This window comes from Virgibacillus sp. MG-45 (assembly GCF_036409425.1).
In the GTDB taxonomy this organism is placed as follows: Bacteria; Bacillota; Bacilli; order Bacillales; family Amphibacillaceae; genus LDC-1.
On the sequence record NZ_JAXOFU010000010.1, the window covers coordinates 39,847 to 66,743 of the forward strand.

At 37.3% G+C, this 26,897-nt stretch carries 27 protein-coding genes and 1 other annotated feature; of the genes, 5 read left to right on the top strand and 22 right to left on the bottom strand.

What is annotated here, in order from left to right; genetic code table 11:
• Positions 1 to 105: 105 nt before the first annotated feature.
• Both SPK86_RS11790 and SPK86_RS11795 read left to right on the top strand, forming a co-directional pair.
• Positions 106 to 972: an ATP-binding protein gene (locus SPK86_RS11790; protein WP_284141180.1), complete on the top strand. Its 867-nt coding sequence runs from the start codon at positions 106 to 108 to the stop codon at positions 970 to 972.
• A gap of 14 nt (positions 973 to 986) precedes the next feature.
• A complete protein-coding gene (locus tag SPK86_RS11795; RefSeq protein WP_330949430.1) occupies positions 987 to 2,900 on the top strand; it encodes a vWA domain-containing protein in 1,914 nt (637 codons plus the stop codon).
• Between the two features lie 58 nt (positions 2,901 to 2,958).
• On the opposite strand, the gene pdxR is transcribed toward SPK86_RS11795, so the two are convergent.
• Complete coding sequence (pdxR, locus tag SPK86_RS11800; protein WP_330949431.1) at positions 2,959 to 4,359, bottom strand: MocR-like pyridoxine biosynthesis transcription factor PdxR; 1,401 nt, start codon at positions 4,357 to 4,359, stop codon at positions 2,959 to 2,961.
• Positions 4,360 to 4,483: 124 nt separating this feature from the next.
• Between pdxR and pdxS the strand changes: the two genes are divergently transcribed.
• Positions 4,484 to 5,359, top strand: a complete 876-nt coding sequence (gene pdxS / locus SPK86_RS11805) for a pyridoxal 5'-phosphate synthase lyase subunit PdxS (RefSeq protein ID WP_330949432.1) — start codon at positions 4,484 to 4,486, stop codon at positions 5,357 to 5,359.
• A gap of 148 nt (positions 5,360 to 5,507) precedes the next feature.
• Here pdxS and SPK86_RS11810 read toward each other — a convergent pair whose 3' ends face one another.
• The 4 genes from SPK86_RS11810 to SPK86_RS11825 all read right to left on the bottom strand — a co-directional run bounded on the left by SPK86_RS11810 (position 5,508) and on the right by SPK86_RS11825 (position 8,833).
• Positions 5,508 to 6,803 carry a hemolysin family protein gene (locus SPK86_RS11810; protein WP_330949433.1) on the bottom strand — a complete coding sequence of 432 codons (1,296 nt, stop codon included), beginning with the start codon at positions 6,801 to 6,803 and terminating at the stop codon, positions 5,508 to 5,510.
• 95 nt (positions 6,804 to 6,898) lie between these two features.
• Positions 6,899 to 7,321 (bottom strand): MerR family transcriptional regulator, encoded by a 423-nt coding sequence (locus SPK86_RS11815; protein WP_330949481.1) that lies wholly within the window; start codon positions 7,319 to 7,321, stop codon positions 6,899 to 6,901.
• 233 nt (positions 7,322 to 7,554) lie between these two features.
• On the bottom strand, positions 7,555 to 8,091 hold the full coding sequence (locus SPK86_RS11820; protein ID WP_330949434.1) for a hypothetical protein: 537 nt from the start codon (positions 8,089 to 8,091) through the stop codon (positions 7,555 to 7,557).
• 196 nt (positions 8,092 to 8,287) lie between these two features.
• Positions 8,288 to 8,833 (bottom strand): hypothetical protein, encoded by a 546-nt coding sequence (locus SPK86_RS11825; protein WP_330949435.1) that lies wholly within the window; start codon positions 8,831 to 8,833, stop codon positions 8,288 to 8,290.
• Between the two features lie 291 nt (positions 8,834 to 9,124).
• Between SPK86_RS11825 and SPK86_RS11830 the strand changes: the two genes are divergently transcribed.
• On the top strand, positions 9,125 to 9,646 hold the full coding sequence (locus SPK86_RS11830) for a hypothetical protein (RefSeq protein ID WP_330949436.1): 522 nt from the start codon (positions 9,125 to 9,127) through the stop codon (positions 9,644 to 9,646).
• Positions 9,647 to 9,678: 32 nt separating this feature from the next.
• Here SPK86_RS11830 and SPK86_RS11835 read toward each other — a convergent pair whose 3' ends face one another.
• The 14 genes from SPK86_RS11835 to SPK86_RS11900 all read right to left on the bottom strand — a co-directional run bounded on the left by SPK86_RS11835 (position 9,679) and on the right by SPK86_RS11900 (position 21,851).
• Positions 9,679 to 10,272 (bottom strand): sugar O-acetyltransferase, encoded by a 594-nt coding sequence (locus tag SPK86_RS11835; RefSeq protein ID WP_330949437.1) that lies wholly within the window; start codon positions 10,270 to 10,272, stop codon positions 9,679 to 9,681.
• Positions 10,265 to 11,101, bottom strand: coding sequence for an aminoglycoside adenylyltransferase domain-containing protein (locus SPK86_RS11840; RefSeq protein WP_284141171.1), 837 nt, complete (start codon positions 11,099 to 11,101; stop codon positions 10,265 to 10,267). Before SPK86_RS11840 ends, SPK86_RS11835 begins: the two co-directional genes overlap by 8 nt.
• A gap of 136 nt (positions 11,102 to 11,237) precedes the next feature.
• Positions 11,238 to 11,993: a phosphotransferase family protein gene (locus SPK86_RS11845; RefSeq protein WP_284141170.1), complete on the bottom strand. Its 756-nt coding sequence runs from the start codon at positions 11,991 to 11,993 to the stop codon at positions 11,238 to 11,240.
• Positions 11,990 to 12,454, bottom strand: a complete 465-nt coding sequence (locus tag SPK86_RS11850) for a GNAT family N-acetyltransferase (protein WP_330949438.1) — start codon at positions 12,452 to 12,454, stop codon at positions 11,990 to 11,992. Before SPK86_RS11850 ends, SPK86_RS11845 begins: the two co-directional genes overlap by 4 nt.
• Positions 12,455 to 12,595: 141 nt before the next feature.
• Positions 12,596 to 15,691 (bottom strand): isoleucine--tRNA ligase, encoded by a 3,096-nt coding sequence (gene ileS / locus SPK86_RS11855; protein WP_443089778.1) that lies wholly within the window; start codon positions 15,689 to 15,691, stop codon positions 12,596 to 12,598.
• A gap of 351 nt (positions 15,692 to 16,042) precedes the next feature.
• The gene (locus SPK86_RS11860; RefSeq protein WP_330949440.1) at positions 16,043 to 16,606 is read right to left on the bottom strand and encodes a GNAT family N-acetyltransferase; all 564 of its coding nucleotides are present in this window, start codon (positions 16,604 to 16,606) and stop codon (positions 16,043 to 16,045) included.
• A 31-nt stretch (positions 16,607 to 16,637) separates the two neighbouring features.
• Complete coding sequence (locus SPK86_RS11865; RefSeq protein ID WP_443089779.1) at positions 16,638 to 17,465, bottom strand: lipid II flippase Amj family protein; 828 nt, start codon at positions 17,463 to 17,465, stop codon at positions 16,638 to 16,640.
• A gap of 161 nt (positions 17,466 to 17,626) precedes the next feature.
• Complete coding sequence (locus SPK86_RS11870; RefSeq protein ID WP_330949442.1) at positions 17,627 to 18,115, bottom strand: HIT family protein; 489 nt, start codon at positions 18,113 to 18,115, stop codon at positions 17,627 to 17,629.
• A 278-nt stretch (positions 18,116 to 18,393) separates the two neighbouring features.
• Positions 18,394 to 18,942, bottom strand: coding sequence for a GNAT family N-acetyltransferase (locus tag SPK86_RS11875; protein ID WP_330949443.1), 549 nt, complete (start codon positions 18,940 to 18,942; stop codon positions 18,394 to 18,396).
• A gap of 227 nt (positions 18,943 to 19,169) precedes the next feature.
• Complete coding sequence (locus tag SPK86_RS11880) at positions 19,170 to 19,760, bottom strand: GNAT family N-acetyltransferase (RefSeq protein WP_330949444.1); 591 nt, start codon at positions 19,758 to 19,760, stop codon at positions 19,170 to 19,172.
• Positions 19,738 to 20,319, bottom strand: coding sequence for a histidine phosphatase family protein (locus tag SPK86_RS11885; RefSeq protein ID WP_330949445.1), 582 nt, complete (start codon positions 20,317 to 20,319; stop codon positions 19,738 to 19,740). Before SPK86_RS11885 ends, SPK86_RS11880 begins: the two co-directional genes overlap by 23 nt.
• A 5-nt stretch (positions 20,320 to 20,324) precedes the next feature.
• A complete protein-coding gene (locus SPK86_RS11890; RefSeq protein ID WP_330949446.1) occupies positions 20,325 to 20,870 on the bottom strand; it encodes a histidine phosphatase family protein in 546 nt (181 codons plus the stop codon).
• A gap of 76 nt (positions 20,871 to 20,946) precedes the next feature.
• Complete coding sequence (locus SPK86_RS11895; RefSeq protein ID WP_330949447.1) at positions 20,947 to 21,597, bottom strand: uridine kinase family protein; 651 nt, start codon at positions 21,595 to 21,597, stop codon at positions 20,947 to 20,949.
• Positions 21,598 to 21,656: 59 nt separating this feature from the next.
• Positions 21,657 to 21,851: a hypothetical protein gene (locus SPK86_RS11900; protein WP_330949448.1), complete on the bottom strand. Its 195-nt coding sequence runs from the start codon at positions 21,849 to 21,851 to the stop codon at positions 21,657 to 21,659.
• A 216-nt stretch (positions 21,852 to 22,067) separates the two neighbouring features.
• Positions 22,068 to 22,327 (top strand) — a binding site (T-box leader).
• 57 nt (positions 22,328 to 22,384) lie between these two features.
• Here SPK86_RS11900 and metG point away from each other — a divergent pair.
• Positions 22,385 to 24,022, top strand: coding sequence for a methionine--tRNA ligase (gene metG / locus SPK86_RS11905; protein WP_330949483.1), 1,638 nt, complete (start codon positions 22,385 to 22,387; stop codon positions 24,020 to 24,022).
• Between the two features lie 145 nt (positions 24,023 to 24,167).
• Here the strand turns inward: metG and SPK86_RS11910 are convergent, their stop codons facing one another.
• The 3 genes from SPK86_RS11910 to SPK86_RS11920 all read right to left on the bottom strand — a co-directional run bounded on the left by SPK86_RS11910 (position 24,168) and on the right by SPK86_RS11920 (position 26,567).
• The gene (locus SPK86_RS11910; protein ID WP_330949449.1) at positions 24,168 to 24,401 is read right to left on the bottom strand and encodes an NUDIX hydrolase; all 234 of its coding nucleotides are present in this window, start codon (positions 24,399 to 24,401) and stop codon (positions 24,168 to 24,170) included.
• A gap of 65 nt (positions 24,402 to 24,466) precedes the next feature.
• Positions 24,467 to 25,126, bottom strand: coding sequence for a VC0807 family protein (locus SPK86_RS11915; RefSeq protein WP_330949450.1), 660 nt, complete (start codon positions 25,124 to 25,126; stop codon positions 24,467 to 24,469).
• 559 nt (positions 25,127 to 25,685) lie between these two features.
• Positions 25,686 to 26,567, bottom strand: coding sequence for a DNA/RNA non-specific endonuclease (locus SPK86_RS11920; RefSeq protein WP_330949451.1), 882 nt, complete (start codon positions 26,565 to 26,567; stop codon positions 25,686 to 25,688).
• Between the last annotated feature and the right edge of the window lie 330 nt (positions 26,568 to 26,897).

Consider the following 26,897-nt stretch of genomic DNA (forward strand, 5'->3'; position numbering starts at 1 on the left):
ACCATCCATTTCCGTTAAATTATTTTATATTAATCCGATTCCATAAGCCAAACGCTTTTTATCCTTCATCAAAAAGCTTACAATGTGAGGGAAAGGGGATATTATATGAATAACTTACCTGAACAAATTCATGCAATATTACAGCAAAATAAAAGAACAGACCCCACAAACTACAACTACTTAATTAAGCAAGGAGGCTATGTTGCGCCTAACTCAGCCTTGATTACTGACGCGATTACAGCACTTAGCTTAGGAAAGAACATCCTCTTAAAAGGACCTACTGGCACCGGAAAAACAAAGTTTGCAGAAACCTTATCCTTTCTGTTTCAGCAGCCGATGTTTAGCGTGAATAGCTCCATTGATTTAGATGCTGAAAGTCTGCTCGGCTTTAAAACGTTAACATATGAAAATAACAAGCAGCAAATACAATTCGTTCCAGGTCCTGTTATTAATGCGATGAACGATGGCAGCTTTTTATATATCGATGAAATAAATATGGCGAAGCCTGAAACACTGCCACTCATAAATGGCGTATTAGATTACCGCCGAACGCTAACGAATCCATTTACAAATGAAGTAATAACGGCGAAGGAAGGTTTTCGAGTCATTGCAGCAATTAATGAGGGGTATATTGGAACCGTACCTTTAAATGAAGCGTTAAAAAATCGATTTATCGTGCTTGAAATCCCTTATATTGCAGGAGACCAGCTACTAGCACTCATAAAATCTAATTCAACATTAACGGACATGCAAACAATCAAGCTTTTTGTGCAGCTGTCTGAGGACCTTGTTCGTGGTGTTAAGCAAGGTAAGCTAGCAGAGGATGCAGCGTCGATTCGTGCATTACTGGATGCTTGTGATTTAAGTAGCCTTATTCCACCGGAACGTGCAATTAAACGCGCGATTGTCGACAAGCTAGAGGATGACCGTGAAAAGCAATTTGTACAAAATCTAGCAGAAACACTTTTCTAGAAAGGAGCCTTTCTATGTATCGATTTCACAATCAAAAAGTAGATACGGGGCTTTTTCTACAATTACAGGATTTAACTACCGTCCTTTCTCGACATGCTAAACTAAGCTTTTCTTTTCAGAATGGCGCAATTATTGATCTTGTTCATCAACAGGTGAGCGCAAGTCGTTTTTGGGATCATACTGCTGAAGACGATCGACCATATGGCTATAAAACGGATATTTATTTACGAACTATAGGAACACTTTCATTTACATCTGTTCCAGCATTCAACGATTTCCGAGCACATGCAGCAGCTACCCCGCTTGAAAATTTTGCTTTACAGCTCGTAACCCTTTTTGAAGATATTCGCTTAGAAGAAATCATAAAACGCATTCGTCCTGGGACAAAGAAGGTATTTCAGATTCGAAAAAAACAGCTTCTTCATCATTTTTCACATCAACTCACCGCCAATGTTACGAGAAGCTATGAAACAGACGAATTATTTTGCTTAATCTATCTGCTCCTGCAAGCAGATCGCCCAGATCCAGATTTTCCACAGGCAAATACGAAGCAGCTTCAATATTTGAACGCGATTAAATCGCTTGTTTTTTCGGTGTTTGATGCAGAAACAACAAGCGAGATAACCAATATTACCGAAGCGATTGTACAAAAGCTAAATGCCCATTATACCGATTCAAAAAATGTCTATTTTCCTTTTCCAATTGCTAATATCGAACACTATACGCGAAATACATTATTCGATGAATTAACACGAACTGACGCCTTAAACAATGATGATTTCGAACAGGTAGATGAAGATAAAAGCGATTATTTTGATGAAGCGTTTTCTACATGGCATCGGGAGAATAAAAACAGTGCAGGCCAGCAAAACTTTCTGCAATTTGAACTAGAACAAGGAACAAAAACAAGCTTAATGGGCGGTGGCGCGCGTGAAACCGAGGATGGAGATCAAGCATTTGCAGCGATTCAAGGTGCCTCAGGAAAAGCCAAGCAACAAGACTATTCCAAGATCGAAACACTTGAGAAGAAAAAAAACACCGATGAAGGTTCGATACATGAGTCAGTCTATGGTAGTGAAAATAAACACGCTGTTATTCGTACCAAGCCTTCCATACAACCATCCTTGCAGGATAAGCAAGCATATAAAGCTTATGTCGAAGCAATCAGTATTTATAAAAAAAAGCTCGCCAAAACATTAGAAGCAACCTTGGAGCATAAGCAAACAATGCCTCGAAGTGATTTACATTATGGACGACTTGCCAAAAATCTTTTACCAATCGTTACAGACAAGCATCCGCGCATTTTTTATAAAAAAGAACAGCCTGCAAAAGAATTGGATGCAGTCTTTTCACTCCTAGTTGATTGTTCTGCGTCCATGCATACAAAAATGTCGGAAACTAAAAAAGGCATTACCCTATTTCATGAAGTGCTAAAGCACTTAAAAATAAAGCATGCAATTACTGGTTTTTGGGAAGATGCTAGTGAAGGTACAGATTCCATTCAACCGAATTATTTTCATCAAATCCATACCTTCACAGATTCGCTGTATCGTGAAAACGGTCCGAAAATTATGCAGCTAGAGCCTGAAGAAGATAATCGGGATGGCTTTAGCATTCGAGTCGCAACGAAGGAAATGGAAACAAGAACCGAAAAAAATAAGTTTATCATCGTATTCTCCGATGGCGAGCCTGCGGCAGCAAATTACCACGAAAATGGGATTGTCGATACAAATAAGGCGGTTTATGAAGCGCGTAAAAAAGGAATCGACGTCATCGGGATATTTCTAGCTGACGGTGAGATTCAAGAAAACGATGATCAGATGATGCAGAATATTTACGGTAGGGAACGACTAATGATTCCGAACATCACTGAGCTCCCGGCTTATTTCACACCCTTATTAAAAAAACTTGTTTTAAAAACGATGTGAAAAAGGACACACCCCTTTGAAGAAAATCTGTAATAGAGTAAGGGAGCATAGTCTCCCCTTATTCTATCTGCCAGCTCTTTAATAATAAGGGAATAGCAATTTCAAGCTCTTCCTCGAGTATTCCTGCAAATCCTAGCACGATCTTTGGAGCAGAATTTTCCATTTCTGATAATGAATAAGCGGACAGCGAATGAATTTTTATGTTCGCCTTTTTTGCCCGCTCCACCAATTCTTTTTCATCCATCCCATTGTGCACAGAAAGCATCATATGCAAACCAGAATGCTCGCCAATGACGTTAATTTGACTTGCGTAAGGCTTTAATAGTTTTAATGTCTTATCTAATTTGCGACGATAAATTTTTCGCATCCTATTTAAGTGACGCTCAAAATCTCCCGCCTGCATAAATCTGGCTAAAATATGCTGATCTATTCGAGATACCGAACAATGAAAGTATGAAAAAAGATCCCGATAGATAGGTAATAAGCCTTTCGGAAGCACCATATAGCTAATACGTAAGGATGGAATCAAAGATTTCGAAAAGGACCCTAAATAAATAACCTTTTCTGCTTTATCCATGCTTTTTAGGGCTGGAATCGACTTTCCACTATAGCGGAATTCACTATCATAATCATCCTCTACAATATAATGATTTTCCTTCGAGCTCGCCCAATTTAACAGCTGTACTCGCCGATTAGCAGATAGCACCGCTCCATATGGAAAGTGATGGGAAGGAGTTGTATACACGAGCTGTACATTGCTTCCCTCTAATGCGCCAACATCTAATCCTTCTCCATCAACCCGAAGCGGATATACATGGTTCGGATAATGCGCAAGAATTCGAGAAATCACATGATATCCAGGATCCTCCACACCATATACGGCACGCTCACCAAATAAGAGAACAAGCTGTTGCAGGAGAAGCTCGCTTCCTGCCCCTACAATAATTTGCTCTGGGTCACATTTGACACCGCGAGCATGATATAAATAGTGGGCAATCTCTTCACGCAGTTCTAACTCTCCCTGCCAGCTGCCCATCAAGAGCAAGCCATGATGTTCTTGAGATAAAAGCGTCTTCGCATGTTTTCTCCATTTCGTGAATGGAAAGCTTGCTGTATCAATCCAGCTTGGATGAAAGTTATAACGGATAGATTGTTTCTGGGATCGTTGCTTGTCTCGTTTAGTAGTTGGTGTTTGAATATATTCCAAATCCTCATAGGCTAAAACGAAGTAGCCTTTTCGCGCTCGTCCTTCCACAAACCCTTCTGCAATCAATTGTTCATAGGCTGTCTCTATTGTATTCTGACTCACCTTCAAAAATGCCGCAAAATTACGCTTCGATGGAAGCTTTTCCCCGTAGCCTAGTCTTCCTTCTGTAATTTCCTGTTTAATATACAAATACAATTGCTCGTATAAAGGGGTACTATTTGAACGGTCTAATTGACACGCTAAAATTTCCATCTAAACATCCTCCATTTATCTGGCATGGTCATTTTATTCAAAACTGACGCTTTTAACCATATCACTTACTTTCTATAATAAAGGAAATATGAAATAATACAATATGTTGATAGGAGACGATCAGATGTCAAATTCAAATCAATCAAAAAAACAGCTTAGCTTTAAACAAGGTGGCGTCATCATGGACGTGATCAATGCAGAACAAGCAAAAATAGCAGAAGCAGCTGGCGCTGTTGCAGTAATGGCTTTAGAAAGAGTACCATCCGATATTCGCGCAGCAGGTGGTGTTGCCCGCATGGCAGACCCACGCATTGTAGAAGAAGTAATGAACGCCGTATCTATTCCAGTTATGGCAAAGGTACGAATTGGACATATTACCGAAGCGAAAGTATTAGAAGCAATGGGGGTTGATTATATTGATGAAAGTGAAGTGCTAACCCCCGCAGACGAAGAATTCCATTTATTAAAAAACAACTATGATGTTCCTTTTGTTTGTGGTTGCCGTGATTTAGGAGAAGCAGCTCGTCGCTTAGGTGAAGGCGCTTCTATGCTGCGCACAAAAGGAGAGCCAGGAACAGGGAACATTGTCGAAGCAGTTCGTCATATGCGTAAAGTAAATGCACAGGTCCGTCGCATTTGCCAAATGCAGGATGACGAGCTTATGACCGAAGCAAAGCTGCTCGGTGCGCCATATGACGTGTTAAAGCAAATTAAAGCAGCTGGAAGATTACCAGTAGCTAATTTTGCAGCAGGCGGAGTAGCGACACCTGCAGATGCCGCGCTTATGATGGAATTAGGAGCAGATGGCGTATTTGTTGGCTCGGGTATTTTTAAATCAGAAACACCTGAAAAATTTGCAACAGCTATCGTACAGGCCACAAAGGACTATCAAAACTATGACCTGATTGGCAAGCTATCGAAAGAGCTAGGAAGCGCAATGAAAGGACTGGACATTGCAAAGCTTGCAACGGAAGAAAGAATGCAAGATCGCGGCTGGTAAAACTTTTGCTTTCACAGAGGATAGCTGCACAGACAGAAAAGGTGAGTTCCTTTTTTCAAGGAAGCTCACCTTTTCCAATCACTTGGACATTACAAAGAGTCGCTTTGTTTGGCTTCTTTGTATACGCTTTGTCCCAGCATTCTTATATTTAATCGGTCGCTTTTAGTATTTCGAGCGATCGAATATGATATCCATCTGCTTCAAGCACTTTAAACTGATAATCCTCGAAATGAATCGTATCACCAGGCTTTACTTCCGTTTTTTGAAGTAATATCCAGCCACCAATCGTATCGACATCGGTGTCATCAATCGCAAGACCAAACAAATGATTAATTTCTTCAATCAAGACCTTACCATCTACAATGGTTTTGTTCTCATCAATTTGATTAATTTCCGGAACCTCATCTACATCAAACTCGTCCCGGATTTCACCGACAATCTCTTCTAAAATATCTTCGACTGTAACAATTCCCTCTGTGCCGCCATATTCATCAATCAACACAGCCATATGGATACGTTCTTTTTGCATTTTCACTAATAAATCATGAATTGGCATGACACCAACCACTTGTAAAATTGGTCGTGTATAGGTTTCTAGTGGTTCTTCTACTGATTTTCCATTAGCATGGTGCAGCAATACTTCCTTTAAATTGACGATACCAATAATGTGATCCTTATCGTTATCCATAACTGGATATCTCGTATACGTTTCATTTGAGACCGTTTTAATAAAGGTTTGTAAAGAATCACGCTTGTCAAAAGCTATGATTTCCGTTCTTGGAACCATGATTTCCTTTGCGATTCGGTTATCAAATCGGAAAATATTCGTTACATAATTATATTCAGATTGGTTTATTTCTCCACTTTTATAGCTGTCTGAAAGAATCATGCGAAGCTCTTCCTCTGTATGTGCTACCTCATGCTCAGATGCAGGATTCATTCCGAATAAACTTGTAATCATACGTGCAGAACCGTTCAGCACCTTAATAAACGGATACATCAATTTATAAAATAGAATCATCGGCTTTGCAAACAATAGTGTAACCGCTTCTGCTTTTTGAATTGCTATTGTTTTAGGCGCAAGCTCCCCTATAACAACATGAAGAAACGTGATGAATGCAAACGCAATTATAAATGAAAGAATCGATGCCACCGTATCTGATACATGTAATTGTATAAAGAGCGGTTCAAGAATTCGCTTCACTGTTGGCTCACCTAACCAACCTAAACCTAATGCGGTGACTGTAATCCCTAGCTGACAGGCAGAAAGATATTCGTCGAGATTGTTTACGAGCTTACTTGCTGTAATTGCTCGCTTATTTCCTTCCGCAGCTAATTGATTTATTCTTGTACTTCGAACCTTTACAATCGCAAACTCAGTTGCCACAAAAAAACCAGTTAATGCAATTAATATTGCTACCATGACCAAATTAAATATTTCCAAATAAGTTCCTTTTCTGCATGCGCAAAAAAGGATACACCTCCTGTTGATGTTCAATTTTTTTCTTTGCCACTGAAATACTTGATCATGGACAACGTTTACCCTAACAATACAAGTATCGATTGGGATAGTGCGGCTGTATGCGGAAGTATATGCTTTAACACGATTTCACGTTGACTATGATCCAATTTATCTAGCTTGGATGCAATGTCTTGCACTTCAAGCTCTAAAAACTCCATCATATCTGCTAGTTGTCTAGCTTGTTGTTTTACTCTATCGCCATCAATCGCATTGGTTGATATTTTAGCGCCTATGATCTTTTTTATTTCATCTAGCGGCATGTGAAGCCTCTTATAATAGTGGATTAGCTTCAACACCCGTAGGGCATTTTCATCGTAAATCCGATAGTTTGTTTTCGTTCTTTCAGGATGAAGTAATCCTAAGTTCGTATAATAATCTATCGTTCGTTTTGATACATTTGCAGTTGCTGCTAATTCTCCAATTCTATAAAACTTCCCAATTAAATCACTCCATTAAAATATGATAATTTAAATCTACTATATCCAAACCGTACAGTCAACGTTATTGTTTTGTGTGGATGAATTATCATAAATCATGATTTTTGTGGGAAGGTTTTATAGACGTCAGTTTAGTTCCTTTAAATCAATTTTAAACAATCGTAAAAAGCATGAAATCAAATTTAATTCTGATTTCATGCTTTTTGTCACTTATTGAGCTTTGCGTCGTTTATTATTTAATCTTTTTTTACTTGTTTTAGTGCTGTTGTGAATTTTTCTCCAAATGTCTCTTCCGTATAAGAACCTTGAATCCCTCTAATTTTTACTTTATACTTTCCATTTTCCTCTTTCACCTTTGAATTTCCATCAACTTCATAATAATAATCTCCATTTTTTTCAAGAAACATTAAATACGATTCCCCAACGTATACATACTCAAGGGCTTGATCTAAAACTATCGTATCTGAAGTAGATACTGAACTTTCACTATTATATAAGGTTTTCGTTAATTTTAAGGTTGCTAATTGCGCATTCAGTTCTTGTTCCTTATCTTTCTTATCCGTCACCGATTCAACCTTTACAAAGGCAACTAAGTCCGCTCTTTCATTCATGATTTTATTAAAATCATAGACAGGCCAATCAGCATGTGCTTCAGAATTATATTGAGGTGTATTCGTTGAGCTTTCCTCCATACTCTTTATACTCATCACAGCAACCACTGTTCCAACAGTAAAAAAAGCTATTAGAGCTACGAAAATAATGGTTTTTTTCATTTTGATACCTCCTCGTATTTTGGTTAGGCTTCACTTTTCGCCTCTTAATTATTACCTTTTTTGTTACTAGCAGAAGCTTTCCGAGAGCATTTGTTAGGTAATTCCTTTAAAAGCTCTTTGTCTGCTGTATACTATTTTCAACTCAGTGATAGTTACTTGTTCTAATTAAAATTATCATAAATAAACTACATGTCTTTTATCTCATATTTTGAATATCCGTAATATCATGTGATTGTGGTTTATATATCGTGTCTCTGTTTCGTTCATAGCTCATAATTGATGCATTACCCCAACCAGATTCAAGATCATTTAGAAATTGTGCATGACCAAATTCGTGAGTAGCAGTACTTACGATAGATTGCCAGCTAGCATAACCACTATCTGAGCCATAATCTCGAGCTAATGTTCTAGTATTCACCCGAATATCAAAAGCATAGGTTTTTCCACCGCTTACTTTCGGAGCATATTGTCCATACCAATTATAACTATAAGAAGCTAACCTAGCTGTATTACCACTATAGCCATTTTGAGAAATATTTGTTCCTACTGCATTCCCCCAATTTTTCGCGGCTTCACTGAAATACCAGTCTCCACCTGTTTTAAGATTATAAGTCATCGAGTAGAGACTATACCCATATGCATAGTAATGGGCGAGAGCAGAAGTTGCCGAAACAAGAAAAATAAAAGCCGTTATGATAGTCACAGAGGTTAAATTAAAAACCAATTTCTTCAGCTTTTTCATTACAATTTTTTCCTCCCTATCAAATTATATACTATTCTGTTTATTTAAATAATTATACATGGTAAGTTAAAAATCCTCTATTTTTATATAAAATAAGTCTTTATTACCATAAATTGTTAAACAAAAGTGAATAAAGATATTTAAAACGCGATATTTGTTCCACTCCATGACTGAAGACTTTCCTCTTAGGGTGTTAATGATAACTATCTAGCATTCTACAAAAATACCTTTATTTTCTTTTATACATGTGTATACTGAAAGCGTACAGATAGTAGAAAAAAGGGGAAAACAATGGATTTCAAACAATTAAAAGAGGTTACACGTTTACTAGAGGAACAGCATATATCTTATGCTTTAGGAGGAAGCGGACTTCTCTATAGTCTCGGATTAACGAAAACTGTGAATGACTGGGATATAACAACAGATGCTTCTGAAAAAGAAATAACAACAGCCTTAAAGGAAATTCCATTTCATAAAGCCAAAGTAGGAACCTATCCTTTTGTTAGTCCTTTCCTGCTTCAAATTCCGTCCTCACCAATGCCCATTGAAATAATTGGTAGATTCTCCATCTTTACTGCAGAGGGGAAGGTTTGTCCTATTCCAACAATCCACACTTTTACTTGGCAAGGAATAAAAATCGGAAGTCCTGAAGCTTGGTATGTTGCATACACATTAATGCAGCGTGAGGAAAAAGCAAAAATACTCCTTCACTACTTGCAAGAAAAAGGAGTATCGAGCACTTCTATTGATGAATTATTAAAAACACCATTACCGGAATCCATCACTTCCACATTAAAACGATTGCTGAATTAAAGCTATTATTTTTTTATAAAATTAGATAGATACTACCGTTCTAAATCATGGAAATAGGCCGTCCGTTCTTCATCTGTAATTTTTCGAATAACACGGCAAGGGTTCCCAACTGCCACAACATTTGCAGGGATATCCTTTGTTACAACACTTCCAGATCCAATAACCGTATTGTCTCCAATCGAAACCCCTGGGTTAATAATAGCTCCTCCACCGATCCATACGTTATTTCCAATCGTAATTGGAAGTGCATGCTCCCAGCCAGCATTTCTAGGCTCATAATGTACGGGGTGTCCAGCAGTAAATACGCTCACATTCGGGGCAAGCATCACATTATTCCCGATTGTTACAGGTGCACAATCTAATATCGTGCAATTGTAATTGGCATAAAAGTTGTTACCGACAGCTATATTGTAGCCATAATCACACCGAAAAGGTGGCTCTACATATAAGTTTTCCCCCACCTTCCCAAGAAGCTTTTTCAATAAGTCATGTCGTTGCGTCACTTCAGTTGGGGGCAACGTATTGCATTGATACAAAAGCTCCTTCGCATATTGCCGTTCCTGAAATAATTCATCACCAAACGCTTGATACGGCTTTCCTTGTATCATCTTTTCTTTTTCAGTCATCGCTTGTAGCTCCTTTTACTATCGTGTTGTTTATGTAATCGCACTCATGAATATAAGCTTGAACCTGTGAATGGAGATAAGTTTTAATCTGGATAAGTTCTTCATTATTCAATTTCGTTCCGTGCTTCCTAAGCATAACCTTTTTCACCGTATTTGCCAGCGGTTGTGGCAACACGTCCATCCCCCATTTACCAGCTTCTTGCTTAGAAGCAACTACGCCTTTCTTCAAATATATGTAGACACGAAGCATGTTTAAGATGGAATAACGAGGATCTTCTATTATTTTCACTAGACAATCTTGAAAGTCAGCCATGATCGAATCGAGATAATCCTTACGAGGAATGTGCGGAAAAACAGTTTGAATTGCCTCGCCTTCTAAGCATATACCACGCTCTTTCGTAATCACGATATGGGCGGCTAAATCACGATCGGTGAGCGTAAGTTTTGATAAATAATCGGATGTGTCTAAATTCACATCATGTGTATAACTTTCTCTCCAAAATTCACTATAATGAAGGTCATACGAACACGGATGATGCCATGTTTGCAACTCTGATTTTATCAAAAAACTAATTTCTAAAGGATAGGGTTTGTTAGAGTACGACAGAAACAAAAGAATTAGCTTTTTTTTCGTCTCAAAATCCATCGCTTCTTTTGTAACGACTAATACGTCAATATCACTTTGCTCTGGATGAAAGCCCCCCATCGCCAATGAGCCGTGAAGATAAAAGCCAACAAAATTTTCCTGGACAATATGTTTTATTTCCATCCGAACATTTTCCACCCAGCTTTTTACATCCGTTGGACATGCATCCCAGCTATACACCATGCCCCAGCACCTCCAAGTCATTTTCCAAAACACGAATATAAGATTACTTCCATAGTTAGATGCCTTTAATTCCTCTATCATTTCTTAAAAACTACATCTACCTTATCACAATCTCGTTCGGCAGCTGAGGCTATAATTATAGTGCGTCCCGAATTATCGTGAGTAAGCGTTCAGCGCTTTCGCTAGGCACATTTTCCGAGAGTCTTGCAGCAGCAATAATAGGCATCCATTGAAGAATTTCCTCTCGAGCATATCCACTCTTTTTACAATAAAAAAATAAATAGCTCTCTGCAAGATCCGTGGAATATGATAGGTATAACAAATATGTACGACAAACATCTGCACGAACATCACCTGCACTGGAATCAACCCAATCAATAATGGTCACGCTACTTCCAGATTTAATCAGGTTAAATAAGTGAAAGTCTCCATGACAAAGCTTACTTTCATAATGAAGCGCATCCATTTTAGCGATAATTTGTTGCTTCTCATGTTCTTCTAATTGGGATGTGTTATTTATTTGTCGTTTTAATTTTACTGACATTGCTTCCATAGCTGGAGCATAAACTTGGTGCATCTGTTGCTGTACATCGATAGAGAGCTTTACATAGTGCTCTGCCTTCGCTTTATTTTCAACAAACAAATGACCTAATGTTTTTCCATTAACATATTCCATCAAAATTGCCGGTTTTCCATCAACCGTTGTTACATCCAATATTCGTGGAGCACAGATACCATAGTTTAAGACTTGTTTTTGTTTCGCTGCTTCATACATTGCTTCTGAAGCAGAAAAACGGGCGTTAAATAATTTATAGATAATCCCTTCATGAAGATAAATACATGCTGTATTTCCTCTTGCAATTGGTTCTCCGAAGTCCATCACATCACTCATTCCTCTACCTTTTTAGAAATGGCTAGGTGCTTTTCTAAAATAATCTTATGTAATCCCTTTTCATCAGTGCATGTATCGATAATATCAAATCCATGTTTAATATTTAATAACAACATGTTGCGCCATCGATTCATTGTTTTTGTTTGAATTACTTGATAGCCTTTTCCCCTCAAATATTGATGCTGCACATCCATCAGCTTGGAGGCAATCCCCTTTTTTCGATAGTTCGGATTTACTCCACCTAGCCAGCTGTAATATGTATCTCTATCCATTTCATAGCCGATTTTATATCCGATTATTATCTCTTTATCTTTCGCAACAACAACCGTCAAGCTAGGCTTCGATTCCAGCTTAGAAATTAATGTTCCTGCATCTCCAAAAATGGTCTGGTGAAGTTCAACAATCCCTGCTAGAACGACCTGTTGTGGCATGCCATTTATTATCTGATACATGATAGTCATCTATCGTATTCCTTTCTAGTTATTGTTAAACCGTTCTTCATCATCTATCCCGTTTATTTTAACATAATTTTCTAACATCTTTTCAAAACAAAAGAAACAAGCTAAATCTATCCAACTGATTTAGCCTTTCCTTTGCACCGCTTATTTTGGGGTAGCATCAACTACTCCGATCTTCATTTCTTTTCCATCTACATAAAAGCTCTCCATTTCTTCCAATCCATCATAATAAATTGTGTTTAACAGAAGGTTTTTATGGATCATCTCCATGTATTTTTGCAGCACTTGAATAACAGGTGTATCTGTATTGATATAAAGATCAATTCTTAATTCAACTGGTAGTTCTAGTTCTTTCCGATACGTTTGCACTACCCGAATAAATTCTCTTACAAAACCTTCTTCTTTTAAATCATCCGTTAATTTCGTATCTAATAAAATTTCATAGTGATTCCCTTCGACTAACACAAATTCTTCTCTTCCCTTTTTATGGACATGCACATCTTCTCGAGTAATGAGAAGAGGCTCCCCAGCATTATTCATTATTTTTATACTTTCGTTCTTCAGAAACAATGCTTTGTCGACATCTGATAGACTTGCTAATCTTTGCTTTATTTTCCCAATCGATTTTCCTAGCTTAGGTCCTGCTACTGCAAAGTTTAAAGTAAGGTCCACTTCGATCAACTCTTGAACATCTATTTGAAATACAACCTCTTTTACATTTAACTCCTCTTTGATAATTGCTAAATACGATGATAACTGAGCAACTTCTCTATTTTCTTTTGGAACTACTATCAATTGACTTAGCGGCTGCTTTGTCTTTATACCAGCATTGTTACGAGCAGCTCTTGTTAATTCAATAATCTGAAGCACCGCCTCCATATCCTTTTCGAGCTGTTGATCGATTAAAGATTCTTCAGCTTTTGGATAATCTGAAAGATGAACACTTTCCTCTGTTAAATTCGAATAAACATGCTCTGAAACAAAGGGCGTATATGGTGCAAATAGTTGCGATAGCTTTGTTAGAATTTCATAGAGTGTACTAAATGCAGCTCGTTTATTTTCTGACATACCACTACTCCAAAATCGTTGTCGTGAACGACGAATATACCAATTACTTAACTCTTCTAATAAAAGAGCAATGGCCCTTGCTCCTCTTGTAATATCATAAGAATCTAGGCTTTCTACAACTTCTTTTGTAACTGTATTTAACCTTGACAATATCCATTTATCCAATGTTGTACGTTTTCCTCCGAAATCGGTATGCGGATTAAACTGATCGATTTCTGCATACATCGAATAAAAAGAATACACATTTAAAAACGTGTCAATCACTTTTGACTTTGCTTGACTCACAGTTTTTTTAGAAAAACGCTTATTATTCCATGGAGAGCTATCTGCCAATAATGCCCATCTTAATGCATCTGCACCAAACTCCTGCATTAATTCCATTGGATTCAGTGCATTCCCTTTACTTTTAGACATCTTTTGCCCATTTTCATCTAATATATGGCCTAGTGACAATACCCGCTTATATGGAGCTTCACCAGTAAACAAAGTGGAAACTGCCAACAAACTATAAAACCATCCTCTTGTTTGATCAACCCCTTCGATCACCACGTCAGCTGGGAATTGTTTATCAAATACATCCTTATTTTCAAACGGATAGTGATACTGTGCAAAAGGCATTGAACCACTATCAAACCAAACGTCAATGACCTCATTTGTTCGTGCCATCTTTCCACCACACGTACATGCAAAGTGTACTTGATCTACATAAGGCTTATGAAGTTCAAAGTCCTTTGGCAGCTCCTCCATTGCCAATTCACGCATTTGCTGAAGCGAACGAGGAGACTTTTCATTGCCACAATCCTTACATACCCAAACGTTTAAAGGAGTCCCCCAGTACCTATTCCTTCCAATATTCCAATCGACCATCTGATCAAGGAACTTTCCAAACCTTCCATCTCGCATATGACCTGGGTACCATTGCACATTTTGATTATTCGATTTCATTGTTTCTTTTACCGCTGTAGTCTTTATAAACCATCCTTCCATAGCATAGTAAAGCAAGGGACTATCACAACGCCAGCAATGTGGATAGCTATGTTCATATTTTTGCTTGTCATATAATCGATTTAAATTGGAAAGCATTTTTATTATTTCTACATCACATGCTTTTACAAATTTACCTGCAAGCGGAGTAACCATCTCTTGATAGCGTCCTTTTCCATCCACTACATTAATATAATCCAACTCATTCTCCTGAACCGCTTTATAATCATCCTCTCCATGCGCAGGAGCGATATGAACGATTCCAGTACCGCTTGCACTAGTAACAAAATCTGCACAAATGACGTGGTGTCCATTTTTAATAGAAGCGAAATGAAAAGGTGCTTCATAGGAAAGTCCTTCTAACTCACTCCCCTTTTTCGTTTCCAGAATTTCAAAATCTCCTTTCACTGTTTTAGAAACTAAAGCTTCCGCTAAAATATATATTTCTTCACCTTGTTTTACCCGAACATAATCCATTGCTTTGTGGACGGCAAGCGCCACATTTCCAGGCAAAGTCCATGGGGTCGTTGTCCATCCTAATAGAAATTCATTTTCAGTGCCTGATACCCGAAATTTTGCTGTCACAGATAAATCGGTAATATCCTTATATCCTTGGGCGACTTCATGTGAGCTTAGCGATGTTTCACACTGTGGACAGTACGGCACAACACGATGTCCTTTATATAGATAGCCTTTATCATGAACAGCAGACAAAATATTCCAAACGGATTCAATATACGCATTATTTAAGGTAATATATGGATTATCCATATCCACCCAATACCCCAGTGCATGCGTAAACTCCTTCCACTCTTGTTCATAGGAAAACACACTTTCCTTACATTTCTGAATGAACGTTTCAACCCCATATGCTTCGATCTCATCTTTTCCACGTATATTTAATTGTTTTTCAACTTCTAATTCAACTGGTAACCCATGTGTATCCCACCCTGCTTTCCGAAGAACTTGAAAACCAGACATCGTTTTATATCTTGCAACAAAATCTTTTATTGTTCTCCCTAACGCATGACCTGCATGCGGTAAACCGTTTGCTGTAGGTGGGCCTTCATAAAACACAAATGGTTCTTTTCCTTCTCGATTATGTATAGATCGTTGAAATGTTTTGTCCTTTTCCCATTGCTTACGAACATTCACTTCCAAGTTAGCCGCTTTTCTCAACCTATTCACCTCTTTTTTAAAATAAAAAAACTCGAACCTACATACGCAGGATCGAGATTACCATCAATCAATTCGACAAAAATAAAAAACCATTGTAGCGGTTTATAAATTTATCATTACACTACGTACTATCATACGCGTTCTGGGTATCGGTAGAATGCCGTCAAGATTTACACATGGTTCAATCTTGCTTCTCGGAGAGGATTTTCATTATGATCTTATCGTTGACTCTCAGCAATTCATCAACTCTCTGTAGATAAGTATTTCATAACTACTCTTTCTCGTCATAGAATTCATTATTAAATTATTAATCATTGTAACAAAGAAATACGAGTAAGTCAATTTAAAATTTGGAAAAGACTAGCAATTGGAAGATTCTCCCTCCGCCTTGTTATTATACTCCATCAACCAACAATCACGATATTCTCCTTCATGCCATTCGTGTCTTGGAAGCAGCTTTACCTTTTGAAAGCCACATTTTTTATAGCAGTGAATCGCACGTTCGTTCCAAGCTTGAGGATCCAACACTATTTTGTTCGCTTCATTTTGATTTACTAAATAATTAACCAATGCTTGAACAAGCAATGTTCCAATTCCTTTATTCCAATAAGTTGATTCCCCTATAAATTGATCCATACCATATATAATATCTGGGTTATTCTCGTAACCATATACTTTTCTTGTATGATTATCTATCGGATAAAATTGACAATAACCGATTTCCTCTACTCCATATTCCACAATACATCTTGAAATTATGCCTTTCTGATTGAAGAACTTCCTATTTACCCTCTCTAAGTTAAAAGGATTGTCTCTTCCTTCATAATATTTTAGAACGAGTGGATTAGAAAGCCATTTTACTAATAACTGATTATCTTTCTTTTCTAGACTTCGAACTACTAAACGATCCTTTTCAAAGAACATACCTTTTACCCCTCTTCTCAGCTATAGATCTTTATCCAATATTAAATAGCTCAAATGTGAATTTTGTAAGCCAAGCAATATATTTAGCTCCTGGAATGAAAAGCACTTGTGCAAGGATGGTTCCAAATAAGCGCGAAACAATCATCATTAATGATAATGATTTCAACTGAAGGTAACTTCCCTTTTGATTAATAACTTCATCAGCAATGACAGAAACCTTAGGGTCAATAAAAACAATCAATAAAATCGTAGCTATGCCATTTATTAACCCAGATGCCATAATGGCCGTCGAAGCTCTTTCTGGTGCTAATAAAGAAGCATACAACGCAGCTAACACGCCAATCGTATAAATTGCCGTAATGACCATGTTCAATAGGAATAATTTTATCGGTATTTCCTTCCATCTAACATCCTTTAAGTAGGAGAGCTTTGGTAAATGAATATGTTTATTCCCACGCCGTATGTATTCAAGGGTAAATCCTTTTTTAATTAAAGAAGGAATCGATCCCTTTTCGTGCGTTAAATGAATGATTGCTCGTGAAAAAATTGCAATAAACGTAGGAAGTAAAAGAATCCCTAAGAGCGTCCCTATCGTGGAGGCACCAATAATGATTCTGTATTGCGTTTCCACTACTTGCAAGGCATTTTCGACCGGGGCCGTATCAATAAGACTTCCTGTAGCAGGCTGCTGCAGCATATTTGCCGTTCGCGACACAATGACCATAATGTTAAACAAGGAAAGAGCAGAAGCTAATAGTCTTACCCGTGCACCAGATAGTCGAACTGCATATGCCAACGTTTCCACGCAATGAATGATTAATACAAAAAGCGAAACAAATATAACGACGATTGTGACCATTTGAATAAGCCTACCTTCTCTATTTTGCTCATAGATATGAATGTACTGACGTTCACCTTTCCTTCCATACGTTGAAAATATCTATAATTCTAATTTGGTGAATCTACGTCTTATAAGTTTGTCTACCACTGAACTCGAACGCTTTGCTGAACAGAAATCCGCTAATTATTTTCTAACGCTTTTCTCAGTAGTTCAATCGCTTCCTTTACTTCTTGAATCTCTTCTTTACCTCTCTTTTGATTTCGAGCATGCAGTAACACTGGTCTAACAGATTCCACAGACCGCCCAAATTCATACATCCAATCATACCTAGGAACCATCCATGTATGAAAATGATGGGTTGTATCTTCGTTATAAAAATAATAGACATGCTCAATTCCTAAAATTTCTCTTTGAGCCTTTCTTATCTTTGCCAGCAGATTGATATAATCATATCTTTCATTTTCTGTTAATTCATCGAAGCATGTAATATGGCGCTTTGCCGCCAATATAATTAGTCCTTTAATAGGATACGCAACATCTTGGTGCGCATGAAAATACTTTGTTTCAATAACTGTTCCACCTTCGGGCTCAACCCATCCATTTACTAATGCACAACTCAAACATTCAACCTCTACTACCTTACCAGTGGATAAAGTAATTGTTCTCATGGGCAGGCTCCTTTCGCTAATCGAAATCATCTCTATTAGTTTGTTGTAGATTTATCTTATCATAAATTTCTTAATTATTTGGTAAATTATCCCTTACTACAATTGAAGCCTTTTCACATACATAAAAAGAGACTAAACCCTAACAGCTAGTCTCCAATCGATTCTTCTATTAAACACCGATACTATTCCAAGTTCCAGTAAGCTTCATCTATCAAAGATATCCCTAAGTTCACAACCCCTCGCCTTACAAATATCCTCTGCGAATTATTTATATAAGCCTATGAATCTAGGTTGATTACTCCACAGTATACGAGATCCTTATACTGATTTTCTTTCCGCACATGGTCAACGAGTATGCCTTCTTTTTTCATGCCTAGTTTTTCTAAAACCTTGCCCGAGGCTGGATTCGAATCAAAATAACGGGCGAATACTTTATGATAATTCTTTTCCATAAAGGCAAAGTCTAACATTGCTTGCGCTGCCTCCGTTGCATAACCATTTCCCCAAAATGGTTCACCTACCCAATATGCTATTTCACCGTTATGAAACTTTTTATTGTTAGAAAGTGCAACCGTACCAAGCAAATCTCCACTGCCTTTTTTCGTTATCGCAAATTCATAGGACTTATCTGCATTAAAATTTTCAAGATGATGTGTTATCCATGATAATGCGTCCTGTAAAGAATACGGGTACGGTAAATGTAATGTGTTTTTATAAATATTGTAGTTATTGCAAAGCTCCGTTACAGCTGGGGCATCCTTTTCTTGAAACAATCGAAGTACTAGCCTATCCGTGGTAATTGTTTTATTTTGACTATCGTAGATCATGATAAAATTCTCCTCCTTCAGCATGGCGCAAATGATATTGTTTCACCTGGGAGACCTTTTTCAGTATTATGTGAGATGAATTCTATTTAATCCACATTATTATTTGGTTTCCAGTTTTTTGTAGTTTCTGAATATAAACATTATGCGTGGGCAAATTGCCGAGAACTTCCCACCACATGGCTTTCACAAACTCCTTCTATAATTAGTTAGACTTCTAAGCAATCCCATTAAAAGTGGAGCGCCTTTTCAAAACAAATACATTCATGCACTCGGTTAAATCTGTTTCTAATTTTTTCTTTTTCTTCCCCTACATAATGCGCGAAGGCAGAAACTGGATATAGATTCGATACTTCTGGTTTTAGCGCACCATTAAACTCTTCATCACCATCAATAAATACATGCAAATAAGATGCTACCTTTGAAAAGCTGTTCTGTATATACCAATCGTTTACCCATTGATCATCTCGAGTCCAAGCTTCTAGTCGGTTCAGCCCTTTTTCTTTTGCGATTTTTTCGCCTTCATTTAATAATTGCGTCCCAACGCCTCTTCTACGATAGTCAGGATGAACTGCAATATGCCAAATCATACCGCCTAAGCCACTTCCTCTTGAACAGACAGTCCTTTCCTCTACTTCATACTCGACATCTATTAATCCAACCACTTGATTATCTTCGATTGCGACAAGTTCAATTGCTGGATTCTCATATTTCTCCTTCTCTTTTAGAACATTGTCAAAATAAGCAGTATCTAAAAATGACAATACTCTGCAGCGGAGCCAACTCGTTTCATCTTCCCTATGATAAGCTCGAATTTCCATAATTCCCTCCCCATATTCGTTGAATATCTATGCATTTCTTTTCGTTAAATGATAGTTTATAGATATCTGGCATTTCGAGTTCTTTCCAAAAATCAAAGCCATATTGATTATCGAAATAATTCATTATTAACACCATTATATTCCCATGCGTTCCGATTACTATATTTTTACCTAAATGCCTCTCTAATACGTTGAAAGTCGCGTTAACTCCTCTTTGTTGTGCAACCCTGTTTGATTCTCCACCCTCCCATGAAAAATCATCATCTTGCCAAACCTTTGTGATGGCTACTTCAAAATCTTCTACAGGCTCTTCCGCCAAGATACGTTCTTTAAAACCATCTAATTCGTTTATCTCTTTGTTTATGTATGCGGCAATTCCCTCAACTGTTTGGATTGCACGTTTATATGGACTTGAATATACAAAATCGATCGCTTCTCTTTTTAGCAAATCGGTTACAGTTTTTGCGTCAGAAAACCCACGTTCAGACAACGGTCTCCCTAACTCGTCTGGCGTATATGTAGAATGCGCATGCCTAACGAAATACAAGTTTGTCTGCAAACGAATCACCCCTTCCACAAACGTGTATATTGTGCATCATTCTTTGTGATTCGCAATAAATACACATCAGGGTTCGTTAACTTTTTCCACCGTTCAAATCCAAATTCCTTATCATAGTAGTTTAATAATAGAGAAATAATGCCGCCATGTGCTACCATCACTGTATTTCCAGCATCACTTTCCTCAATTTCTGTAACAACGTCTACAATTCGGTTCATCGCTTCCCTACTGGATTCTCCACCCTCATACATTAAATTCATATCGTTGAATGTTGCTTCTAATTTCTCCATCCAATCTGAATAAAAGCTAGAGCTAAGAATACGTTCACTTAATCGGTTATCTATTTCAATTTCAATATTTGCGTCCTCCGCAAATGGCTTTATCGTTTGAATAGCTCGTACGAAAGGGCTGGAAATAATTCGATCGACCTTTCTATTTGATAAAAACTTAGATAGTGCATTTGCTTGAGTAAAGCCTTTTTCCGTTAATGGAGAATCAGAAGACTGTCCCCCTGCTTCGCAATGCCTTATAATATAAATATTTTTATTCATACTTCCTCCTAAGCAAAGGTAATTTGGGTGGAGTCTTTTAAACAAAATCAAAATCGCTTCTTGATGATACATCTTTCTAGTATTGGTTAAAAAGATTCTTTTCCACGATAACCGCCTCATTGGAATTTCTTATCACGATATCAAAATACTGATGATACGGATGCATAAACAATTCGTATTGAATTCTACGTTCCTTGTGTGAATCCCTTAAATAATTGATGTCTGCTCCCCTCTCAGAGACATCCCGATCACTTCTTCGCATGAACTCTGTTTCTCCATCCGTATAGAAGTAAATCGTCAAATCGAACAGATCTGGATTACAAAATGCCACACTCATTCCTTCAACAATAGTTACGTTATTATGTGAAGCGAGTAATGTACTTTCCATATAATGTGTTTCAATCGTATAAAGATCTAACCCCTCCCTAATCATATTAATGTCTCTTTCTAAGGCCAAGAGATTATGAGCCGCAGGGTGGCATGCTGTCATTCTATAATGATGTTTTCTTTGTTTGAATTCATAATCTATTGCAGCGTATTTCCTTAGATTCGATCCAATAATATAGGGATCCGTGTTCATATAATTTATATCGTTCTGTTTTAATAGCTTCATAAGCTTGTTAGAAAAGGTGGTCTTTCCAGAAGCACCATGACCTGAAATTCCAATGATAATTCTATTCTCTTTTTCATTTATCAAATTAGCTATCCGTTGCAATATCTCGTCCATGAGTTTCCCCCTTTACACCATCCAAGTAAAATTCTAAACATATTCTCATCTATCTATAATCATTCATTTTCTTTTTTACTTGAAATAGCTAAGGCAGTAACTCCAAATAACAAACCTAATCCAGCTCCTAAACTAATGAAGTAAACTAGAAAATCTGGCTTGAAAAACATCGATAAAATTATCCCAATATTACATCCAAAGAGCATCCCCATTGGAATGAATATACTTTTAAAATTTCCTTTTGAATTTTTCATCCTTGTTTTTCCTTTCTAATTTTTTCTGACTACTTCTCTCTTTAAATCATTATCATATATAGCCTTTATTTTTATGTGTTTTTATAACTATTTCGTCTTTTTATTATAGCATTTAGCAAAGCCTTATAGGATATAGAAGACAAACCATTATAAAATTCCCTGGAATGTTGATTTTTCTAACATCTAGTGCCATAATAATAAAAATGAATAACAACGAACACAGTGATGACGGGAAAAGTAAATCGGCTTATTCTTTTACAGAGAGCTTCGGTAGCTGAAAGGAAGCATGGAAGAGTTGATTGAAGATGGTCCCTGAGCTGCATGGCTGAGCTTTTTGAAAGTAAGGGCATGACGAGATTTGGCACTCGTTACAAATGTCAGAGTATAAGAACAGGTCTGTTCCGTACTTGCTGAGACCAATCATGTGAGTGGTTGGTGAACAAAGGTGGTAACACGAGAATAATCTCGTCCTTGGACATTTTTTTGTCTAGGACGGGTTTTTTTATTGCAATTATTTCAAAGGAGGAATCATGATGAATATATTTATTGGCGGTGCTTGGCCATATGCGAATGGCTCCTTGCACTTAGGCCATCTCTCAAGCTTGCTGTCTGGTGATATTTTGGCACGATATTACCGAGCAAAAGGACATCAGGTGCTGTATGTGTCAGGCAGTGACTGTAATGGGACACCTATTTCCATTCGAGCGCGCCAAGAAAACGTATCCGTACAAGAAATCGCTGATCGCTATCATAAGGAATTTACAAAATGCTTTGAGCAACTTGGTTTTACGTATGATTGCTATACCCGGACAGACGCCCTACATCACCAGCAGGTCGTCCAGCTGCTTTTTCTAAAATTACTCCAGAACCAAAGCATCTATAAAAAGGAAACCGAGCAAGCCTACTGCAATACGTGTCAGCAATTTCTTCCTGATCGTTACGTGGAAGGGCGATGTCCTAATTGTGGAAAAGAAGCAAGAGGAGATCAATGTGACTTTTGTTCCAGCATCCTCAATCCGTTAGAGCTTGTGGATAGCAAGTGCAAGATTTGTGGTGACACGCCTGTAAGCAAGTATACTGAACACTTCTATTTCAGGCTCTGTGCATTTCAAGATGAACTCGAAGCGTATGTAAAGCAAGCAAAAAGAAAGCAATTGTGGAGGGAAAATGCAGTTCAACTGACTGAAAGATACCTAAAGGAGGGACTCCATGACCGTGCCATTTCACGAGATCTACCAATTGGTGTTCCTGTACCAGTTAAGGGATACGAAGACAAGAAGGTCTATGTCTGGATAGAAGCTGTGTCCGGCTATTACTCAGCTAGCAAGCTGTGGGCACAAAGTACAGAGCAGGATGATACAGCATTTTGGAATTCCGATACAAAATCCTATTATATTCATGGCAAGGACAATATCCCTTTTCATTCCATTATTTGGCCAGCCATATTAAAAGGAGCAGCGATCAATAGTTTGCCTACACATATCGTCTCCAATGAATATTTAACAATTGAGAGAAAAAAACTTTCTACCAGTAGAAATTGGGCAGTTTGGGTTCCTAATATGTTGGAAAAATACGATCCTGACTCCATCCGGTACTTCCTAACAATCAATGCCCCAGAAACAAGGGATTCCGATTTTTCATGGAGGGAATTTATTTACAGCCATAACAGCGAATTATTAGGAGCATACGGGAACTTTGTAAATCGCACACTAAAGTTTATTCAAAAGTCATTTAACGGAGAGATTCCAAATGGAAACATTGATCACCGAATTCAATCTGATACAAGTGTACTTTATGAGAATGCAGGAAGATTAATCGAAGAAACCCATTTTAAACAGAGCTTAGAACTTATATTTCAATACATCCGAAATGCGAATAAATATTTTGATGAAAAACAACCTTGGATACAAATTAAAGAAAAACCCGATGACTGTAACGACACACTGATAACATGTGTCTACCTGATAGCGAACATGGCACAGCTTCTTCACCCTTTTTTGCCATTCTCAAGCGAGAAAATTATGAAGATACTCGACATGACGCACCCGAAATGGGAGCCAGTAATCTCTCCTATTCAAAAAATCAAAGCTGTCACACCATTATTTGCACGGATTGATGTTGAACAAATTGACAAAGAAATAGAAGCATTGCACAAACAGTCAGAAAAATGATTTGGAAGAAGATTGGGGCATATTGATAATGCGGAAGTTCGTGGTTTCAGAACGGCAAAGAAAATCATAGATATGCTGCATGGAGTCCGAGAATCTTATAATGATTCTCGGTTCCTCTTCATCATATTTTATAATGGGAAATATCTTAATCCCACTCCCCCTTCAAAACTAACACCCGAACCTTTTTAAAATAATCTTCAAGTTCTCTTAATATAGCATCCTCTAGGCTATTATCCTCTCTTTCCACTCCACCCTTCGGAAAATCCCATTCACCTTTGATATCTTCATTCCCACTTGATAGAGAACTTATTTTAACTTTATGTACCAATAGAAAATCAGTTCCCTGAAATATAATTGCCCCTACTGCATTTCGTATCATAGATTGGTCCCCCATTTCGATTGGTAAAGACGACAAAAAACATTACCACAATTGTATTGGAAGTGCTAAACATCCGTACTTACTGGGAAATCCTGCGTTTTATTCTCAGATCGTTTTATGTATTGTGCAATCTTATTGCTAACGATAATAAACCCTAAAAACAGCAAGCCATTAAATATCCAACTACAAATATTCATGTAGATAATTACTTTACCGTAGCCTTCTGCACCAAAAGATTGCACCAAAAATGCCTTTAATGAATTAGTAGCTACGTATCGTAAAGTAAACAACAGATTAATCAATTGGAACCAAATAAATAAACCTTTCGCCTTATATAGCGCTCGACTGTTTTTACGTGGATGACCTTGCAAATATGCCAAATCAACAGCAAAATATAGTGCCAAAGGTTTTTTTATCACTGTGGATAGAAGAAAAACTATTCCCTCTGCGAAACCTAAGTAGACCTGATTCCAAAGCATATTAATTGCGGATGTAGATAATAAATTGATGATGGTACTTAATAACAGTGAAGTAATAATAGTAAGTCCGAGGATGTTGAGCTGTTTTTCTTTAATAAATCGATAAACAGTGTATACGAATCCGGGAACAGTTGATAAAAGAATAGCTATGTAGTCGTCACCTAGTGGCTCTCTCCCATAATTCCAAATTAAAAAGGGTATAGCTCCATAACAAATTAAATCTAAAATCATAAGTCTTTTATTCATGCCACCAACTCCCCCACCACAAAATGATAATTTAGCGGAACTTTCTTGATTAGCTTAAGAGTTTATTGTAACAAATATTTTATGAATTTTCAGAATTGATTAACCGAAATTAGTCCCCTTATTGTAACATCGGGATAGGATTATTTAGTTGAATGGGGTTGTTAAGGTATTTCACTTTTTATATGAACGTTCATATATGCATCGCGATAATCTACAAAAAAACTACAACTAATTTAACTTACGTAGTACTTCTTTTCATTTGTATAACTCAGGGACCAATTATTATTTTACATCACCAAGCATATAATACCTCCTAAATTATTCATAGTAATCTTAACATAGTTACTATTTAACTAAAGTGGTACTAACACTTTTCTCGTAAATAATGGTAGTCTCTGTGAAAAAAGTCTTTGGAAACTATATGAACCGCCATGATTTAATTAATCATATAAAATAAAAAGGGCTATCGAGGATGACAATATTATCGCCCTCAATAGACCTGTTATAAACTTATTTTATTCCTTACTTACTACTTTCCGTAGTCGATATTTCTAAGAATTCACTCCCCTACCATACCGTCGCCATCTCGATCGTCCATATATTGATATAACCAATGATCACTCGTTATTGGCATACTAAAACCTGCTTCTTTTGCTTCTTTAATCGTCACCTGTCCATTACCGTTTGTATCAACACTAGATATATCACCACTTGTGTTTGAACTCGTTGAACTGGAAGGCTTATTATCTGTTAAACCAAGCGATTCGTTTATTTCATCAGGATTCACATTGTCAAATGTATCAACAATCTCGTTACCCATTAACGTATAAGTATATTGATAACTTGAAGGAATCTGTGTTTCCGTATTCGGGTATGTAATAATCGCTTCAAAATTAGTTGCTCCACCTGCATCACGGATGCTTTTTTCCATGTACGCTTGATCCCCGTGTCGGTTGAGTGTGCTTTCTTGAGGCGTGATATTATAAGCGTTCGACACCCCACCAAGAGAATCAGCAATGATATGCCCCTCATCTAAAATGTCACTTTCAACACCAGGAACCTTTGCCTCATCAGAATAGTATCTACCAGACGATAATACCGGTTCGTTACTGTCATCTTGTAGAATAATTTCTTCAGCAACGACTCGCACCAGTTGCCCGTATTCGTTAGTGAATGCCCAATACTCACGATCCCCAAAGCCAATGTCAACGACGACTTTTGATTCACGATAACCAGATAAATCACCACCGTCAACTTCAATAAGTTCATATCCTGCGAACAGTTCCTCTTTTGATGGCGTTACTGTTTCCTCTACTTCGGTATCCTTAGTTAGATTATCTGTAGTTTCTTCATTTACAATAGATCCATCTTTTACATTAGTACAACCAACCATAATAATGATTGTTAGAAGTAAAATAAAATAGTTCATTTTCTTTTTCATCTGTATTCTCCCCTGTTGCAGTTTCATGCTGTTCATTCTAAAAAACGCCAACTATAACTAAATCTAAGTTTTATCTTACCATAAAAGACTAATATCTTATTAAATTATCATGTCCCGTTACCATAACAACTTCACAGTTAATATTAGCTAAGTATTCAAAACAAATACAATTAAAAGGAAATTGTGGGAACGCTGAACTGACAATGGCTTGAGCATGAATAGACCTGAATTCGCACATGTATTTTTTATCAAGCTCTCATAACCAACCTAACAAAAAAGGTTCCAACCATCATCATAAAAGATAGTTGAAATCCTTTTTTACTAAATTAT

What these genes read in the sequence shown, in the direction of transcription:
- SPK86_RS11895 (WP_330949447.1), bottom strand. Translation starts at nt 21,597, where the DNA reads ATGGACGAGATATTGCAACGGATAGCTAATTTGATAAATGAAAAAGAG.
- SPK86_RS11790 (WP_284141180.1), top strand. Translation starts at nt 106, where the DNA reads ATGAATAACTTACCTGAACAAATTCATGCAATATTACAGCAAAATAAA.
- SPK86_RS11860 (WP_330949440.1), bottom strand. Translation starts at nt 16,606, where the DNA reads ATGTTCTTTGAAAAGGATCGTTTAGTAGTTCGAAGTCTAGAAAAGAAA.
- SPK86_RS11910 (WP_330949449.1), bottom strand. Translation starts at nt 24,401, where the DNA reads ATGATACGAAATGCAGTAGGGGCAATTATATTTCAGGGAACTGATTTT.
- SPK86_RS11835 (WP_330949437.1), bottom strand. Translation starts at nt 10,272, where the DNA reads ATGACTGAAAAAGAAAAGATGATACAAGGAAAGCCGTATCAAGCGTTT.
- SPK86_RS11890 (WP_330949446.1), bottom strand. Translation starts at nt 20,870, where the DNA reads ATGAATAAAAATATTTATATTATAAGGCATTGCGAAGCAGGGGGACAG.
- SPK86_RS11850 (WP_330949438.1), bottom strand. Translation starts at nt 12,454, where the DNA reads ATGACTATCATGTATCAGATAATAAATGGCATGCCACAACAGGTCGTT.
- metG (WP_330949483.1), top strand. Translation starts at nt 22,385, where the DNA reads ATGAATATATTTATTGGCGGTGCTTGGCCATATGCGAATGGCTCCTTG.
- SPK86_RS11830 (WP_330949436.1), top strand. Translation starts at nt 9,125, where the DNA reads ATGGATTTCAAACAATTAAAAGAGGTTACACGTTTACTAGAGGAACAG.
- SPK86_RS11795 (WP_330949430.1), top strand. Translation starts at nt 987, where the DNA reads ATGTATCGATTTCACAATCAAAAAGTAGATACGGGGCTTTTTCTACAA.
- SPK86_RS11865 (WP_443089779.1), bottom strand. Translation starts at nt 17,465, where the DNA reads ATGGTCACAATCGTCGTTATATTTGTTTCGCTTTTTGTATTAATCATT.
- SPK86_RS11920 (WP_330949451.1), bottom strand. Translation starts at nt 26,567, where the DNA reads ATGAAAAAGAAAATGAACTATTTTATTTTACTTCTAACAATCATTATT.
- SPK86_RS11880 (WP_330949444.1), bottom strand. Translation starts at nt 19,760, where the DNA reads ATGGAAATTCGAGCTTATCATAGGGAAGATGAAACGAGTTGGCTCCGC.
- SPK86_RS11840 (WP_284141171.1), bottom strand. Translation starts at nt 11,101, where the DNA reads ATGGTGTATAGCTGGGATGCATGTCCAACGGATGTAAAAAGCTGGGTG.
- SPK86_RS11915 (WP_330949450.1), bottom strand. Translation starts at nt 25,126, where the DNA reads ATGAATAAAAGACTTATGATTTTAGATTTAATTTGTTATGGAGCTATA.
- SPK86_RS11900 (WP_330949448.1), bottom strand. Translation starts at nt 21,851, where the DNA reads ATGAAAAATTCAAAAGGAAATTTTAAAAGTATATTCATTCCAATGGGG.
- SPK86_RS11870 (WP_330949442.1), bottom strand. Translation starts at nt 18,115, where the DNA reads ATGAGAACAATTACTTTATCCACTGGTAAGGTAGTAGAGGTTGAATGT.
- SPK86_RS11820 (WP_330949434.1), bottom strand. Translation starts at nt 8,091, where the DNA reads ATGAAAAAAACCATTATTTTCGTAGCTCTAATAGCTTTTTTTACTGTT.
- SPK86_RS11845 (WP_284141170.1), bottom strand. Translation starts at nt 11,993, where the DNA reads ATGAGTGATGTGATGGACTTCGGAGAACCAATTGCAAGAGGAAATACA.
- pdxS (WP_330949432.1), top strand. Translation starts at nt 4,484, where the DNA reads ATGTCAAATTCAAATCAATCAAAAAAACAGCTTAGCTTTAAACAAGGT.
- pdxR (WP_330949431.1), bottom strand. Translation starts at nt 4,359, where the DNA reads ATGGAAATTTTAGCGTGTCAATTAGACCGTTCAAATAGTACCCCTTTA.
- SPK86_RS11825 (WP_330949435.1), bottom strand. Translation starts at nt 8,833, where the DNA reads ATGAAAAAGCTGAAGAAATTGGTTTTTAATTTAACCTCTGTGACTATC.
- SPK86_RS11875 (WP_330949443.1), bottom strand. Translation starts at nt 18,942, where the DNA reads ATGATCTACGATAGTCAAAATAAAACAATTACCACGGATAGGCTAGTA.